The 16,601-nt window shown below is 65.7% G+C and carries 13 protein-coding genes and 2 tRNA genes; 1 reads left to right on the forward strand and 14 read right to left on the reverse strand.

Going from position 1 to position 16,601, the window contains the following annotated elements; all coding sequences use genetic code 11:
- The 3 genes from DIE17_RS26095 to gltX form a co-directional block, all read right to left on the reverse strand.
- Nucleotides 1-76: transfer RNA gene (locus tag DIE17_RS26095), tRNA-Glu, on the reverse strand.
- Between the two features lie 141 nt (nucleotides 77-217).
- Nucleotides 218-293: transfer RNA gene (locus DIE17_RS26100), tRNA-Ala, on the reverse strand.
- 128 nt (nucleotides 294-421) lie between these two features.
- Nucleotides 422-1,831, reverse strand: coding sequence for a glutamate--tRNA ligase (gltX, locus tag DIE17_RS26105; protein ID WP_124488272.1), 1,410 nt, complete (start codon nucleotides 1,829-1,831; stop codon nucleotides 422-424).
- A 280-nt stretch (nucleotides 1,832-2,111) separates the two neighbouring features.
- On the opposite strand from gltX, the gene DIE17_RS26110 reads away from it, so the two are divergent.
- Nucleotides 2,112-3,038: a patatin-like phospholipase family protein gene (locus DIE17_RS26110; RefSeq protein WP_044847962.1), complete on the forward strand. Its 927-nt coding sequence runs from the start codon at nucleotides 2,112-2,114 to the stop codon at nucleotides 3,036-3,038.
- A 151-nt stretch (nucleotides 3,039-3,189) separates the two neighbouring features.
- Here DIE17_RS26110 and DIE17_RS26115 read toward each other — a convergent pair whose 3' ends face one another.
- The 11 genes from DIE17_RS26115 to DIE17_RS26170 form a co-directional block, all read right to left on the reverse strand.
- Nucleotides 3,190-3,864 (reverse strand): C40 family peptidase, encoded by a 675-nt coding sequence (locus DIE17_RS26115; RefSeq protein WP_124522107.1) that lies wholly within the window; start codon nucleotides 3,862-3,864, stop codon nucleotides 3,190-3,192.
- A gap of 128 nt (nucleotides 3,865-3,992) precedes the next feature.
- Nucleotides 3,993-5,615, reverse strand: a complete 1,623-nt coding sequence (locus DIE17_RS26120; RefSeq protein ID WP_124488273.1) for an ABC transporter ATP-binding protein — start codon at nucleotides 5,613-5,615, stop codon at nucleotides 3,993-3,995.
- Nucleotides 5,612-6,709, reverse strand: a complete 1,098-nt coding sequence (locus DIE17_RS26125; RefSeq protein WP_124488274.1) for an ABC transporter permease — start codon at nucleotides 6,707-6,709, stop codon at nucleotides 5,612-5,614. Before DIE17_RS26125 ends, DIE17_RS26120 begins: the two co-directional genes overlap by 4 nt.
- A 75-nt stretch (nucleotides 6,710-6,784) precedes the next feature.
- Nucleotides 6,785-7,828: a microcin C ABC transporter permease YejB gene (locus DIE17_RS26130; protein ID WP_124488275.1), complete on the reverse strand. Its 1,044-nt coding sequence runs from the start codon at nucleotides 7,826-7,828 to the stop codon at nucleotides 6,785-6,787.
- A gap of 52 nt (nucleotides 7,829-7,880) precedes the next feature.
- Entirely contained in the window at nucleotides 7,881-9,764 is a 1,884-nt protein-coding gene (locus DIE17_RS26135; RefSeq protein WP_124522109.1) for an extracellular solute-binding protein, read from the reverse strand.
- A gap of 215 nt (nucleotides 9,765-9,979) precedes the next feature.
- The gene (locus tag DIE17_RS26140) at nucleotides 9,980-10,336 is read right to left on the reverse strand and encodes a hypothetical protein (RefSeq protein ID WP_044848002.1); all 357 of its coding nucleotides are present in this window, start codon (nucleotides 10,334-10,336) and stop codon (nucleotides 9,980-9,982) included.
- A 321-nt stretch (nucleotides 10,337-10,657) separates the two neighbouring features.
- Entirely contained in the window at nucleotides 10,658-10,990 is a 333-nt protein-coding gene (gene cyoD / locus DIE17_RS26145) for a cytochrome o ubiquinol oxidase subunit IV (protein ID WP_011352504.1), read from the reverse strand.
- Complete coding sequence (gene cyoC / locus DIE17_RS26150) at nucleotides 10,991-11,599, reverse strand: cytochrome o ubiquinol oxidase subunit III (RefSeq protein WP_124488277.1); 609 nt, start codon at nucleotides 11,597-11,599, stop codon at nucleotides 10,991-10,993.
- On the reverse strand, nucleotides 11,599-13,605 hold the full coding sequence (gene cyoB / locus DIE17_RS26155; protein WP_044847969.1) for a cytochrome o ubiquinol oxidase subunit I: 2,007 nt from the start codon (nucleotides 13,603-13,605) through the stop codon (nucleotides 11,599-11,601). Before cyoB ends, cyoC begins: the two co-directional genes overlap by 1 nt.
- Nucleotides 13,606-13,608: 3 nt before the next feature.
- Nucleotides 13,609-14,496 (reverse strand): ubiquinol oxidase subunit II, encoded by an 888-nt coding sequence (gene cyoA / locus DIE17_RS26160; protein WP_044847970.1) that lies wholly within the window; start codon nucleotides 14,494-14,496, stop codon nucleotides 13,609-13,611.
- Nucleotides 14,497-14,825: 329 nt separating this feature from the next.
- Entirely contained in the window at nucleotides 14,826-16,355 is a 1,530-nt protein-coding gene (locus tag DIE17_RS26170; protein WP_124488279.1) for a NuoM family protein, read from the reverse strand.
- Nucleotides 16,356-16,601: the final 246 nt, after the last annotated feature.

Genomic DNA, 16,601 nt, shown 5'->3' on the forward strand with positions numbered 1-16,601 from the left:
TGGCGTCCCCTAGGGGATTCGAACCCCTGTACTCACCGTGAAAGGGTGATGTCCTAGGCCTCTAGACGAAGGGGACATGATCTTTTCAGATCTGTCTGACTTTCGCTATTCACTCATCATCAACAGCGAAGGCCGAAATTCTAACTGCTTTAAATCATTTTGTGAAGCATTTATTACTTACTACCGCTGCTTCGCAAATCAATTCGTTCTGCTCTGATGGTGGAGGTAAGCGGGATCGAACCGCTGACCTCTTGCATGCCATGCAAGCGCTCTCCCAGCTGAGCTATACCCCCTTGCAGAACAGAAATGAGATTATATGGACCGAATTTGAACTTGTAAATACCCTTTTTGCGATTCGAGCGAAATTTTTTGCGAAGCCGCCGTGACACCCTGCGCGAGCGGCTTCGCATCCGCTCAAACCTCAGGCCAGCGCGGCCTCGATACGCGACACCACGACGTCACGACCGAACAGCACGAGCACCGCGTCGATCGACGGCGTATGCGTCGTGCCCGCCACCAGCAGGCGCACCGGCATCGCGAGCTGCGGCATCTTCAGCTTGTGCGCGCCGAGCGTCGCCTTCAGCGCGGCGGACACCGCTTCCTTCGTCCAGTCGGCCGCCTTCAGCGCGGCGACGAGATCGGCCAGTGCCGGGCGCACCGCATCGGTCACGTGCTGCGCGAGCGCATCGGCATCCGGCGCCGGCACGCGGTAGAACATCGCGGCGCCTTCGGCGATCTCCTTGACCGTCGTCGCGCGGTCCTTCATCAGGCCGACCACCGCATCGAGCGCGGGGCCCGTCGCGATCGCCGCGTCGTCGATCCCGAGCGCGTCGAGGAACGGCTTCGCCAGCGCGGCGAGGCGCGCGTTGTCCGCTTCCTTGATGTAATGGGCGTTCAGCCAGCTCAGCTTGCTGTGGTCGTACTGCGCGGGCGACTTGCCGAGATGCTCGAGGTCGAACCATTCGACGAACTGCTCGCGCGAGAAGATCTCCGCGTCGCCGTGCGACCAGCCGAGGCGCGCCAGGTAGTTGACGACGGCCTCCGGCAGGAAGCCGGCGTCGCGGTACGCCATCACGCTCATCGCACCATGCCGCTTGCTCATCTTCTCGCCCTGCTCGTTCAGCACGGTCGGCAGGTGCGCGTAGACGGGCGGCTCGCCGCCGAGCGCGCGCAGGATGTTGATCTGGCGCGGCGTGTTGTTCACGTGGTCGTCGCCACGGATCACGTGCGTGATGTTCATGTCCATGTCGTCCACGACCACGCAGAAGTTGTAGATCGGCGTGCCGTCCGGACGCGCGATCACGAGGTCGTCGAGCTCCTCGTTCGAGATCTCGACCCGGCCCTTCACCGCGTCGTCCCACACGACCGTGCCGGTCAGCGGGTTGCGGAACCGCAGCACCGGCTTCACGCCGGCCGGCGGCTCGGGCAGCACCTTGCCCGGCTCCGGACGCCACGTGCCGTCGTAGCGCGGCTTGAGGCCGGCCTCGCGCTGGCGTTCGCGCAGCGCGTCGAGCTCCTCGGCCGACATGTAGCACGGGTACGCGAGGCCCTGCTCGAGCATCTGCGCGAGCACCGCGCGGTAGCGGTCCATCCGCTGCATCTGGTAGATCGGGCCTTCGTCGAAATCCAGGCCGAGCCACTGCATCCCCTCGAGGATCGCGTCGACGGCTTCCTGCGACGAACGCTCGACGTCGGTATCCTCGATACGCAGCACGAACGTGCCTTTCATCTTGCGCGCGAACGCCCACGGATAGAGCGCGGAGCGGATGTTGCCGAGGTGGATGAAGCCGGTGGGACTCGGCGCGAAGCGGGTACGGACAGGACGGGTCATAAACGGTAACTCGAACGCCTGGGGCGCATGAATGATTCGACGCGGGATCGACGGCGACAGCCCGGACAGCACTGGGGCCGGCCGCGCCCGGAACGGGAAAGAAGCCGGAATTATACTCGCGCCGCCCTTCGCGCCAAGCGCGCCGCTTGCTTTATGATGTGCGCGCCGCGGCCGCCAGCCGGCGCCGCGCCGGCCGCGCGGTTTGTGCCGCGCGGCCGCTCGGAACCTATCGCCGCCGCGGGCCGCACGGCCCGCCGCCAAGCCGCCGGAGAACCATTCGATGTCGTCCCCTCGCCTGTCGCGCCGTCACTTCACGATCGCTTGCGCATCCGCCAGCCTCGCCGCCTGCACGTCGTTCGGCGACAAGTCCCGCCCCGACAACGCCGCGAATCCCGCGCAGTCGCGCGAGAAACCCGTGAAGATCGGCATCGCGCTCGGCGGCGGCGCCGCCCGCGGCTTTTCGCACATCGGCGTGCTGAAGGCGCTCGAGGCGCGCGGCATCCCGGTCGAGATCGTCGCGGGCACGAGCGCGGGCTCGGTGGTCGGGGCGCTCTATGCCGCCGGGATGAGCGGGCTGCAGATCAACAAGATCGCACTCGACATGGATCAGGCGGCGATCAGCGACTGGGCGCTGCCGTTCCGCTCGCGCGGGCTGCTGCAGGGCGTGGCGCTGCAGAACTTCCTGAACAAGACGCTCAACAACCGGCCGATCGAAAAGATGGCGAAGCCGCTCGGCATCGTCGCGACGGACCTGCAGAACGGCCAGCCGATCCTGTTCCAGCAGGGCAATACGGGGCTCGCGGTGCGCGCGTCGTGCAGCGTGCCGTCGGTGTTCGAGCCCGTGAAGATCGGCAACCGCGAATATGTCGACGGCGGCCTCGTGAGCCCGGTGCCCGCGTCGTTCGCGCGCAAGATGGGCGCGAGCTTCGTGATCGCGGTCGACATCTCGTCGCGGCCGGACGGCGCGGCGACCAACAACCCGATCGAGATGCTGCTGCAGACCTTCACGATCATGGGCCAGACGATCAAGACCTACGAGCTCGACAAATACGCGGATGTCGTGATCCGCCCGAACCTCGCAGCGATGGGCGGCAGCGACTTCAACCAGCGCAACGCGGCGATCCTCGCGGGCGAGGAAGCCGTCGCGCGCGTCATGCCCGAGCTGCAGCGCAAGCTCGCGGCGGCCCGCGGCGTCGCGGCGGCATAAGCGGCGCATCGCGGCGCGCGGCGCACGACAGCGAGCGCGCCACCGACGATGGCACCGCCACCAGCCGCTTGCGCACGCCCCAAAACAAAAAACCCTGCCGCCTTCCAGTGACAGGGTTTTTTGGATCCGGCGGTTCGCCGGCGAGCGTCGGTCAGTTGCTGCCGTTCGCCGCGTCGTCGCCGATCGTGGCACGCACGCGCTGGCGCAGGTCGTCGGCCTTCATCGGGAACTCCGACTCGAGCCGGCGCGCACCGGTGAAACGCTTTTCCCAGTAGCCGCTATCGAGATCGTCGACGCGAATCGTGCTGCCCGTCGACGGCGAATGCACGAACTTGTTGTCGCCGATATAGATGCCGACGTGCGAGAACGTACGGCGCATCGTGTTGAAGAACACGAGGTCGCCCGGCTTCAGGTTGCTCATGCTGACCTTCTCGCCGACGCGGCTCATCTCTTCGGCGCGACGCGGCAGCGACATGCCGAGCGTGTCCTGGAACACGTAGCGCACGAACCCGCTGCAGTCGAGGCCGGAATCCGGCGAGTTGCCGCCCCAGCGGTAACGCACGCCGATCATGTTCAGCGCACCGACGACGACGTCGCCTGCCTTGCCCGCCATGCCGGCAAGAAACGACTTCGCGCCGCCGCTCGACGACTGGGCACTGGTCTGCTGGAGGGAGGAGCTCGACCCGATTTGAGTCGAATTCGTGACATTCTGGTTAAAACTGCTGACTTCGTCGGCGAACGCGCCGGGAGCTGCTGCGAACAGGGCGCCGATGAACAGCCCGGCGAGGGTACGCGCGCATGCCTGGGTCAGGGATCGATGCTGCATTGGTCGATGGAATGTGCTTAAAAATCAGCTGATTGGCGGAAAATTTCGGTCGATACTAGCCAGCGCGTAATCGTTTGTCAAAACAAATTAAAAAATACAATCGAGATAGTCAGACCATTGGACGCCTATCACGCTTTCCAGACCGCTTTCAACAGCTTTTGTGTGTAAGGATGTGACGGTTTCGTGAAGATATCGGCCACGTCGCCGGACTCGACGATCGCCCCGTCCTGCATCACCGCGACCCGGTGCGCCATCGCGCCGATCACCTCCAGGTCGTGGCTGATGAATACATAGCCGAGGTTGTATTTCTGTTGCAAATTCGCGAGCAGCTTCAGCACCTGCTGCTGGATCGACACGTCGAGCGCGGACGTCGGTTCGTCGAGGATCAGGATGCGCGGCTCCAGCACGAGCGCACGCGCGATCGCGATCCGCTGGCGCTGCCCGCCCGAGAATTCGTGCGGATAGCGATGCAGCACCGTGCGGTCGAGGCCGACTTCGCGCAGCACGGCCAGCGACTTCGCGCGCCGCGCGTCCGGTGTGAGTTCCGGGCGATGCAGTTCGAGCCCCTCGCCGACGATCCGCTCGATCGTGTGACGCGGCGACAGTGAACTGAAGGGATCCTGAAAGACGACCTGCATGTTCGAGCGCAGCGCGGTCTGTTCGCGGCCGCGATAGGTCGAGAGCGCACGCCCCTGGAATTCGATCTCGCCGTGGGCCGTCCTTTGCAGCCCGAGCAGCGCCATCGCGAGGGTCGACTTCCCGGAGCCGGATTCGCCGACGATCCCGAGCGTCTCGCCCTGCCGCACCGACACGGACACGTCCGCGACCGCCGTCACGGGCGTCGTGCCGAACCAGCCTGCGAAGCCCGGCCGCTTGCGCGCGAACTGCACGCTGACGTGGCGCGCATCGAGCACGACGGGCGCGATCGGCATCACCGGCGCGACCGCGCGCTGCGGCCGGCTGTTCAGCAGCCGCTGCGTATACGGATGCTCCGGCTCCGCGAAGATCCGCTCGACCGGCCCGCTTTCGACCAGCTTGCCGCGCTCCATCACCGCGACCCGCTCGGCGAAGTGCCGTACGAGGTTCAGGTCGTGCGTGATCAGCAGGATCGCCATCCCGCGCTTTTCCGCCTCCTCGCGCTGCAGCTCGAGCAGCAGGTCGACGATCTGCGCGCGGATCGTCACGTCGAGCGCCGTGGTCGGTTCGTCCGCGAGCAGGAGGCGCGGCCGGCAGGCGAGCGCCATCGCGATCATCGCGCGCTGCCGCTGGCCGCCCGACAACTGGTGCGGGTAACTGTCGACGCGCCGCTCCGGCTCCGCGATGCCGGTACGCGCAAGCAGCGCGATCGCGCGCTTGCGCGCCTCCACCGCCGTCACGCCGTCGTGCAGCACGATCGTCTCGCCGATCTGCGTGCCGATCGTGTACAGCGGGTTGAGCGCCGTCATCGGCTCCTGGAAGATCATCGCGATGTCCGAGCCGCGCAGCCCGCGCATCTCGCGTTCGCTCTTGCCGGCGAGGTCATGCCCGGCGAAGCGGATCGTGCCGCTCACGTCGGCGTCGCGCAGCAGCCGCAGGATCGACAGCGCGGTCACGCTCTTGCCCGATCCCGACTCCCCGACGAGCGCGACGCGCTCGCCGCGGCCGATCGCGAGCGTCACGTCGTCGACGGCCACCGTGTCGCCGAAGCGCACCTGCAGATGTTCGAGCGACAGCAGCGGCTCGCCCGCGTTCGATACGACCGTGCTGCTCATCGCTGGCCTCCTGCCGCGCGCACCGAGTCGGCGATCCGCGTGTCGAGCGCGTTGCGCAGCGCGTCGCCCATGAAGGTCAGCAGCAGCAGCGTCGCGACCAGCACGCCGAACGTCGACAGCGAGATCCACCATGCGTCGAGGTTGCCCTTGCCCTGCGCGAGCAGCTCGCCGAGGCTCGGCGTCGGCGGCGGCACGCCGAGCCCGAGGAAGTCGAGGCTCGTGAGCGCGAGGATCGCGCCGCTCATCCGGAACGGCAGGAACGTGATCACGGGCGTCATGCTGTTCGGCAGCACGTGGCGCCAGATGATCTGCCAGTTCGTGAGCCCCATCGCGCGGGCCGCGCGCACGTAGTCCTGCGTGCGGTTGCGCAGGAATTCGGCACGCACGTAGTCGGCCAGGCCGATCCAGCCGAACAGCGACAGCAGCACGATCAGCAGCAGGAAGCTCGGCTCGAAGATCGACGCGAAGATGATCAGCAGGTACAGCTCGGGCAGCGAACTCCAGATCTCGATCAGCCGCTGCCCGACGATGTCGATGCGCCCGCCGAAGAAGCCCTGCACGGCGCCCGCGGCGATCCCGAGCAGCGTGCCGATCGCGGTCAGGACCAGCCCGAACTCGACCGACACGCGGAACCCGTACACGAGCCGCGCGAGCAGGTCGCGCCCCTGCGCGTCGGTGCCGAGCCAGTTCGCACGCGACGGCGGCGCCGGGTTCGGCACGCTCGAGAAATAGTTCAGCGTGTCGTAGTAATAGCGGTTCGGCGGATACACGACGAAGTTGCCCGGCGCCTCGAGCCGCTTGCGGACGTACGGATCGAGATAGTCGGCCGGCGTCGGGAAGTCGCCGCCGAAGGTCGTCTCCGGATACGCATGGAACATCGGGAAATAGGTCTGGCCGTCGTAGCGCACGACGAGCGGCTTGTCGTTCGACCACAGCGGCGCCGCGAGGCTCGCGGCGAACGCGACGACGAAGATCACGAAGCTCCAGTAGCCGAGGCGCTGCTGGCGAAAGCGCTGCCAGACGCGGCGCGCGGGCGACGGCGACACGCGCGCACGGGCCGCGTCGATGCGGGACGACACGACGGCCCGGTTCATCGCGCACCTCGCCCGGCGAGCGCGGGCAGGCGGACAGGCGCGCCGGCGAGCGGCGTGCTGGCGGACGGTTTCATGTCAGCGCTCCAGGTTGTCGAATTGAATGCGCGGGTCGACCCACACATAGCAGAGGTCCGAGATCAGCTTGGTCGCGAGCCCGATCAGCGTGAACAGGTACAGCGTGCCGAGCACGACCGGATAGTCGCGCCGCACGACCGACTCGTACGACAAGAGCCCGAGGCCGTCGAGCGAGAACAGCGTCTCGATCAGCAGGCTGCCCGTGAAGAACGCGCCGATGAACGCGGCCGGAAACCCGACGATCAGCGGCAGCATCGCGTTGCGGAACACGTGCTTCCACAGCACGGTGCGCTCGGCGAGCCCTTTCGCGCGCGCGGTCAGCACGTATTGCTTGCGGATTTCGTCGAGGAACGCGTTCTTCGTGAGCATCGTGATGACCGCGAAGCTGCCGACGACCGACGCCGTGATCGGCAGCGCGATGTGCCACAGATAATCGAGCACCTTGCCGGCGAGCGACAGCTGGGAAAAGTTGTCCGACGTGAGCCCGCGCAGCGGGAACAGCTGCCAGAACGAGCCGCCGCCGAACAGCACGAGCAGCAGCACGCCGAGCACGAAGCCCGGAATCGCATAGCCGACCAGCACGACGAGGCTCGTCGCGACATCGAACGGCGAGCCGTTGCGCACGGCCTTCGCGATGCCGAGCGGCACGGAGATCAGGTAGGTGACGAAGAACGTCCACAGCCCGATGCTGATCGACACCGGCAGCTTCTGCACGACCAGCGACCACACGCTCTGGTGGCGGAAGTAGCTGTCGCCGAGATCGAAGCGCGCGAAACGCTTCAGCATCAGCCAGTAACGCTCGAGCGGCGGCTTGTCGAAGCCGTACAGCGCCTTGAGCTGTGCGAGCTGCTGTGCGTCGACGCCGGTGTGCGCGCGCATTCCGAACGGCGCCGCGCCCTGCTCCGTCGCGCCCTTGCGCAGTTCCTGCACGGCCTGTTCGACCGGGCCGCCCGGCACGAACTGGATCACCGCGAACGTGAGCGTGAGCACGCCGACGAGCGTCGGGATCATCAGCAGCAGGCGTTTGAGGATGTAGCTCCACATAGGGCGTCGACTCGCGATCGATAGGCTGGGTTGAACGAAGGGCCGGCAGGCTTCAGTGATCGGGCTTGGCCCACCAGGTCGATACGACCCAGCCCTCGGCCGAATAGTACAGCGGCAGCGTTTGCGGATAGCCGAGCGTGCGCTTGTATGCGATCCGGTGCGTGGTGCTGTACCACTGCGGAACGGCGTAATAGCCGTGCATCAGCACGCGGTCGAGCGCATGCGTCGCGTCGAGCAGGTCCTCGCGCGTCTGCGCGGCGCCGAGCGCATGCAGCAGCGCGTCGACGGCCGGCGACTTCAGGCCGATGATGTTGTCGGAGCCCGGCTCGTCCGCGAACTTGCTGCCGTAACGCGAGAACTGCTCGGCGCCCGGTACCTGCACACCCGGCAGGCGAACCGTCGTCATGTCGTAGTCGAACGCGTCGAGGCGCTTCTGCAGCAGCGCGTAATCGGCCGTGCGAAAACGCGCGTCGATGCCGAGCTTCGCGAGATTGCGCTGGTAGGCTGTCACGACGCCTTCCATCGCCGCGCCCGAATCGTCGAGGATCTCGAACGTGAACGGCTCGCCCTGCGCGTTGCGCAACGCGCCGTCGCGGTAGGTCCAGCCGGCCTGCGCGAGCAGCGCGCGCGCCTTCAGCAGGTTCGCGCGCAGCGAGCCCGGCGGGTTCGTGTTCGGCTGCGTGACCATCGGGCCGAACACGGCCGGGTCGAGTTGCGTGCGCAACGGCTCCAGCAGCTTCAGTTCGCCCGGGCCCGGCGTACCGGTCGCCTGCAGGTCGGTATCGGCGAAATAGCTGTCGAGGCGCGTGTACGCGCTATAGAACAACTGGCGGTTCAGCCATTCGAAGTCGAACGCGAGATCGAGCGCCTGGCGCACGCGCACGTCGCGAAACAGCGGCCGGCGCAGGTTCATGAAGAAGCCCTGCATGCCCGCGCCGTTGTGCTGGCGGAACTCGCGCTTGACGAGCTCGCCGCTGTCGAAGCGCTTGCCGACGTCGCGCCGCGTCCAGTTGCGCGCGATGTATTCGACCAGCACGTCGTACTCGCCGGCCTTGAACGCCTCGAGCCGCGCGACGCCGTCGCCATAGAGCTTGTAGACGATCCGCTCGAAGTTGTCGGTGCCGACCCGCACCGGCAGGTCGGCGCCCCAGTACGCGGGATTGCGCCGATAGGTAATCGTGCGGCCGTTGTCGTAGCGCTCGATCAGGTACGGGCCGCTGCCGATCGGCTGCTCGAACGCGAGTTGGTCGAACGGAATCCGCGAACCGTCCGCGCGCAGCCCCCACTTGCGCGAGAACACCGGCACGCCGCCGGCGATCAGCGGCAGCTCGCGGTTCGTGCTGCGGAACTCGAAACGCACGGTCGCGGGATCGACCACCACCGCCTTCGCGATCTCGGCGAAATACGCGCCGAACTGCGGTGCGGCCTGCTTGCTCTTCAGCGTGTCGAACGAAAACCTGACGTCGTCGGCCGTGACCGGATCGCCGTTCGAAAAGCGCGCGCGCGGGTTCAGGTGAAACGTGACCGAGCGGCGGTCCGGCGCGATCGCGATGTCGTCGGCGAGCAGCCCGTAGGCGGATGCCGGTTCGTCCATGCTGCCGGTCGCGAGGCTCTCGAACAGCAGGTCGATGCCCGGTGCGGGGTTGCCGCGCATCGTGAACGGATTGAACTTGTCGAACGACGTGAGCCGGCTCGGGTTCGCGAGCACGAGCGTGCCGCCCTTCGGCGCGTCGGGGTTCACATAGTCGAAATGCCTGAAGCCCGGCGGATATTTCGGCTCGCCGTACTGCGCGATTGCATAGGCCGCGTGCGCGGCGCTTGCAGCCAGTACCGCCTGTAGCGTCCATACTGCCGCCGTGCGGCCGGCGGCCCGTGCCGCATGCGCGGCGCCGAAGCGGATGCGGGTGGCGGCGGTCCGGGGCGAACCCTTCGTCATAGAGGCCCTGTCGGTCGATTGAGGGATGGAACGTGGGTCGATTCTACCCATTCAATTCGACGTCGAGCCAACTTGCGGGTTTTCGCGCATGGCACCGGCACGTTGCGGCTGCCGCGTGCGACTCGCACAGGCAAAGAAAAACCGCCCGGTGTTCAGTTCACACGGGCGGTTTTCCTTCGAGGGCGCGCACGCATCGCGCGTGCGCCGCAGATCGATCAGCGCCAGCCGTTGTGACGGCCGTTGTCCCAGTGACCGCGATCGCCGTGCCAGCCGCGGCCATGATGGCGATACCACTCGTCGCGGCCCCAGTAGCGGCGGCCGTCCCAGTAGCGATCGCCGTGCCAGCCGATCACGATCGCCGGGGCCGGCGCGTAGACGGGCGCCGGCGCATACACGGGCGCCGGCTGGTAGACGACCGGCGGAGGCGGCGGCGCATACACGGGCGCGGGTGCGACGTAGACCGGAGCCGGCACGCCGACGTTGATCCCGACATTGACTCCCGCCATTGCTGCGCCCGACACGAGCAAGGCCGTCATACCGGTCAAGAGCGAGGCAATACGCAAAGTCTTCATGGATTCCTCTTCGAGTTGTTTCATGTGTGATTCGACTATAACGGCACGCACAGTCTCCGCATATTTCAAGTTTGTAAGAACTGATGCGCTGCATCGCACGTGGAGGCGTCCGCTAACGTCTTGTAACAATTGACGCGCTGCCGCGATGTCCGTTCCGCCGTTTCCTGAAACATCTTTCATCCTGGCCCGCGTCCGCGCCGAGCGACGCCACGCACACCGCGCGGCCACAATGACAAAGGCGGCACTCGCGTGCCGCCTTTGATGCATGAATGCGCATGGAGATCGTCCGCTGCGCCGCGATGCCGCTCAGCCGCTCTGGGCTCAGCGCGACATCATGTTCATGCTGACGTTGTGCATCACCCACAGCGTGCCGACGATCAGGATCGCCGCCGTCAGCACGGTGTAGCTGAACGCCATCACGTTCCAGCGTTGGCCGGACGAACCGTTCATGTGCAGGAAGTACACGAGGTGCACGACGATCTGCACGAATGCGAGCACGGCGAGCGCGATCAGCGATGCGTGCGGCGACAGCACGCCGCCCATCACGAGGCCGAACGACGCGGCCGTGAGCAGCACCGACAGGATGAAACCGGCGACATAGCCGCCGACGCTGCCGTGCCCTTCTTCGAGTTGCGACGAATGCGAATGGGCCATTTAGATCACGCTCGCGAGATAGACAAAGGAAAACACGCAGATCCACACGATGTCGAGGAAATGCCAGAAGAGGCTCAGGCACGTCAGACGCCGCAGGTCGCGATCGGTCAGGTCGCCGCCGCGCAGCACGACCTGCCCGGCGAGCACGATCATCCACACGAGGCCGGCCGTCACGTGCAGCCCGTGCGTGCCGACCAGCGTGAAGAACGCCGACAGGAACGCGCTGCGCTGCGGGCCCGCGCCTTCCGCGATCAGGTGCGAGAACTCGCGCAGCTCCATCGCGAGGAACGCCGCGCCGAGCACGAATGTCACCGCGAGCCACGCGAGCAGCGCGCCGCGCCGCTGCTTGTACGCGGCCAGCATCGCGAAGCCGTAGGTGATGCTCGACAGCAGCAGCGCGGCGGTTTCCACCGCGACGCCCGGAATGTCGAACAGGTCCTTCGCGGTCGGACCGCCCGCGTACTGGTTGCCGAGCACCGCGAACGTCGCGAACAGCGCCGCGAAGATCACGCAGTCGGTCATCAGGTACAGCCAGAAGCCGAACACCGAGTGCGACGGCGGATGGTCGTCGTGCTCGAGCAGGGTTGCGCTCAGGGTTTTCTGCAACATCAGTTGGCCTCCAGTTCCACGTCGTCGACACGCGTGGCCACGCGCGCCGCCGGTTGCTTCTCTTCGATCCTGCGCACCTTCGACGCCGGGATGTAGTAGCCGTCGTTGTCACGCGAGCTGTAGACCACGAGCGTCGCGACGATGCCGACCAGGCCGCCGATCGCCATCCACCAGATGTGCCACACCAGCGCGAAGCCCAGCACCAGGCTGAAGACCGCGACCACGAGACCCGCGCACGTATTCGACGGCATGTGGATGTCGCGGATCGCCGCCGGGTTCGGCCGGCCGTCGCCGCGTGCCTTCATGTCGGCGTACGCGTCGAGCGTGCGCACCTGCGGGATCACCGCGAAGTTGTACTCGGCCGGCGGCGACGAGGTCGCCCATTCCAGCGTGCGGCCGCCCCACGGGTCGCCCGTGGTGTCGCGATATGCCGGCAGGTTGCGGTTGCGGATGCTGACCACCAGTTGCAGCAGCTGGCACGCGATGCCGATCGCGATCAGCACGGCGCCGAACGCGGCGACCAGCAGCCACGGATGCCACGCCGGATTGTCGTAGTGGTTCAGGCGCCGCGTCATGCCCATGAAGCCGAGCACGTAGAGCGGCACGAACGCGACGTAGAAGCCGACCTGCCAGAACCAGAACGCAGCCTTGCCGAGCTTCTCGTTCAGCTTGAAGCCGAACGCCTTCGGGAACCAGTAGTTGAAGCCCGCGAGATAGCCGAACAGCACGCCGCCGATGATCACGTTGTGGAAGTGCGCGATCAGGAACAGGCTGTTGTGCAGCACGAAGTCCGCGCCCGGGATCGCCATCATCACGCCGGTCATGCCGCCGAGCGTGAACGTGACCATGAAGCCGATCGTCCACAGCACCGGCGTCGTGAATTCGATCCGGCCGCGGTACATCGTAAACAGCCAGTTGAACACCTTCACGCCGGTCGGGATCGCGATGATCATCGTCATGATGCCGAAGAACGCGTTCACGTTCGCACCGGAGCCCATCGTGAAGAAGTGATGCAGCCACACGAGGAACGACAGCACCATGATCGCGCAGGTCGCATACACCATCGTCTTGTAGCCGAACAGCGGCTTCTTCGAGAACGTCGCGATGACTTCCGAGAAGATGCCGAACGCCGGCAGGATCAGGATGTACACCTCCGGATGGCCCCACGCCCAGATCAGGTTCAGGTACAGCATCGCGTTGCCGCCGGCTTCGTTCGTGAAGAAGTGCATGCCGAGGTAGCGGTCGAGGCCGAGCAGCGCGAGCGTCGCGGTCAGGATCGGGAACGACGCCATGATCAGCACGTTCGTGCAGAGGGCCGTCCACGTGAACACCGGCATCTTCATCAGCGTCATGCCCGGCGCGCGCATCTTGATGATCGTCACGAAGAAGTTCACGCCGGTCAGCAGCGTGCCGACACCCGAAATCTGCAGCGCCCACAGGTAATAGTCGACCCCTACCCCCGGGCTGAACTGCAGCTCCGACAGCGGCGGATACGCGAGCCAGCCGGTCTGCGCGAACTCGCCGATCACGAGCGAGATGTTGATCAGGATCGCGCTGACCGCCGTCATCCAGAACGAGAGCGAGTTGATGAACGGGAACGCGACGTCGCGCGCGCCGATCTGCAGCGGCACGACGAGGTTCATCAGGCCGACCATGAACACCATCGCCATGAAGAAGATCATGATCACGCCGTGTGCCGTGAAGATCTGGTCATAGTGGTGCGGCGGCAAGTAGCCGGGCGCGTTGTACGCGAGCGCAAGCTGCATGCGCATCATGATCGCGTCGGCGAAGCCGCGCAGCAGCATGATCAGCGCGACGATGATGTACATCACGCCGAGTTTCTTGTGGTCGACCGTCGTCAGCCATTCCGTCCACAGCCACTTCCAGCGGCCGGTGATCGTCAGTGCGGCGAGAATGCCCAGCACGACCAGCCCCATGAAGGCGCCTGCCACCATGATGATGGGCTGATCGAACGGGATCGCCGCCAGTGTGAGTTTGCCGAACATGCGTTACCCCTTCGTGCCGCAGGCGGCGTCCTTCAGATCGAGGACGTGGCCATCGTTGTATTTCGCGATGATGTTGTGGAAGAGCCGCGGATCGACCGACGAGAAGTAGCGCACGGGCGCCTTCTCGCTCGGCTGCGCGACGGTGCCGTACACGGTCGCATCGAGCCGGTCGGGCGAGGCCTTGACCTTCTGCACCCACGCGTCGAACTGTTCGCGCGGCTCGGCGAGCGTGCGGAACTTCATGTCGGAGAAGCCGCGGCCGCTGAAGTTGGCGGACGTGCCCGCGTAGTCGCCGGCTTCATCGGCGATCAGGTGCAGGCGCGTCTGCATGCCGGCCATCGCATAGACCTGGCCGCCGAGCTGCGGAATGAAGAACGAGTTCATCACCGAATCCGACGTGATGCGGAAATTCACCGGCGTGCCGACCGGAATCGCGAGCTGGTTCACCGACGCGATGCCGAGTTCCGGATAGATGAACAGCCACTTCCAGTCGAGCGCGACGACCTCGACGTCGATCGGCTTCACCGACGACTCGAGCGGCTTGTACGGATCGAGCTCGTGCGTGGTTTTCCACGTGAGCACGCCGAGGAACAGGATGATCAGCGTCGGCACCGTCCAGATCACGACCTCGATCGCGGTCGAGTGCGACCAGTTCGGCGCATAGGCGGCGTTGCGGTTCGATGCGCGGTAACGCCACGCGAACCACAGCGTGAGCAGGATCACCGGCACGACGACGATCAGCATCGCCCATGTCGAGGTCGCGATCAGCGCCTTTTCGGCGGCCCCGACGCTTCCTTTCGGATTTAGTACATCTAAATTACAGCCTGACAGGCTCAGCGCCGCGCCGATCGATATCAGCGCCGTCCAGCCTTTTGAAGCTCTTCTTTTCATCACACAGCCCGAGGGTCATTGAATCCGTTGCGTTTGCCCGATGCGCATTCGATCCACGAAAGTGGCCGAATCATACGTCGCGCGGGCGCGGCGAAAAACCGGTGGGTGCGACAAATCATCATTGCAGAATCCGCAGTGAGACAGATTGTCGCGGGGCAATTTCACGCAGCCGGGAGGCGGCCGCGGGCCTCGGGTCTCACGCCGAGGGCCTTGAGACGGCCGAAATCGGCGAAAAACCGCGGGCTCGTGTCCGCCCTGCCCCGATGAATGCGCGCGCAACGATGTCCGCATCGGCACGCGATGCGGACATCGTGCGCGGCGTCACGCGCTCAGCCGTGCGCCGCGGCCATGTACGCCGGCTGCGCCGGTGCGCCGCCGTCCCCGGCCGGCAGCTTCGAACGGCTCGCTTCCTCGATCAGCCGTGCGACGGTCGGATCGATCGCGTCGGTGAACGGCTTCGGATCGACGCCCACCATCAACACGATCAGCGCGAGCGACGCGAACATCACGATCTCGCGACGACTCAGGTCGGCGAGCTTCGCGATACGCGGACCCGCGATCTTGCCGAACACGACGCGCTTGACCATCCACAGCGTGTACGACGCGCTGAGGATCAGCGTGAGTGCCGCGATCGCGCCGATCCAGAAGTTGACGCGGATCGCGCCCATGATGACCATGAACTCGCCGACGAAGCCCGACGTGCCCGGCAGGCCGACGTTGGCCATCGCGAACAGCAGCGCGAACGTCGCGAAGCGCGGCATCACGCCCGCCACGCCGCCGTACGCGGCGATCTCGCGCTGCTTCGTGCGATCGACCAGCACGCTCACGCACAGCAGCATCGCGCCCGCGACGAAGCCGTACGACACGAGCTGCACGATCGCGCCTTCGACGCCGATCTGGTTGAACAGGAACAGCCCGAGCGTGACGATCCCCATGTGCGCAACCGTCGAATACGCGAGCAGCTTGCCGAGATCGGTCTGGGCGAGCGCGATCAGGCTCGCGTAGACGATCGCGAACAGCGACAGCGCGATCACGGCCGGCGCGAAGAAGTGGCTCGCGTCCGGCGTGATCGGCAGCGCGAAGCGCAGGAAGCCGTAGCCGCCGAGCTTGAGCATCGCGAGCATCAGCGCGGCACCCGTCGGGCCGTCGGTGTAGACGTCGCGCAGCCACGTATGAACCGGCCACATCGGCACCTTGACCGCGAACGCGGCGAAGAAACCGAGGAACACCAGGAGCTGCGGCGCGAAGCCGAGCTGCAGCGTGCGCCATGCGTTCATGTCGAACGTATGCGACTTCGCGTACAGGTACAGCATCGCCATCAACAGCAGCAGCGAACCCGCGAACGAGATGAAGAAGAACTTCACGGCCGCGTAGACGCGATGCTCCCTGCCCCACGTGCCGATCAGCAGGTACAGCGGAATCAGCGTCGCCTCGAAGAAGATGAAGAACAGCAGCCCGTCCTGCGCGACGAACACGCCGACCATCAGCCCCGACAGGATCAGGAACGACGCGTAGTACTGCGCGACCCGCACCGTCACCGCTTCCCACGACGCGATCACGACGACGAGCGTCGTGAAGGCGGTCAGCACGACGAGCCACAGCGACGCGCCGTCGATCCCGACACGCCAGCCGGCGTTGAAAGCCGCCAGCCAGTTGCGGGTTTCGGCGAACTGCATCGCGGCCGAGTGCGAATCGAAACCGGTGACGAGCGGCACGACGGCGGCCAGCCCCGCGAGTGCGCCGACCAGCGCGATCAGCCTCGTGCGATGCGGATGACGGTCGGAACCGGCGCGCAGCAGGCACGCGCCGAACAGGATCGGAACCCAGATCGCCAGGCTCAGAAAGGGGAAATCATGCATGTCAACAGGCCTTGAGAGGGTCGCGCGCTGCATCGGAAACAGGCGTGACGAAGGAAACGAAATCAAATCGACAGATAGATTTCGCGGACCGCCAATGTTGGCAAAATGTAAAGCGGAATCAGGGCAAAGCTTGACGCCGCTCAAGCGCAATCGGGTTAACCAGCATAAGGCGAATGATTATTTTTTGCATCGCAGCAGAGGAGCTTTTCACGACGCCCGGATAGATCGCTGATTTTTATGTGTAAT

This window comes from Burkholderia sp. Bp9099 (assembly GCF_003857805.1).
Lineage (GTDB): Bacteria > Pseudomonadota > Gammaproteobacteria > Burkholderiales > Burkholderiaceae > Burkholderia.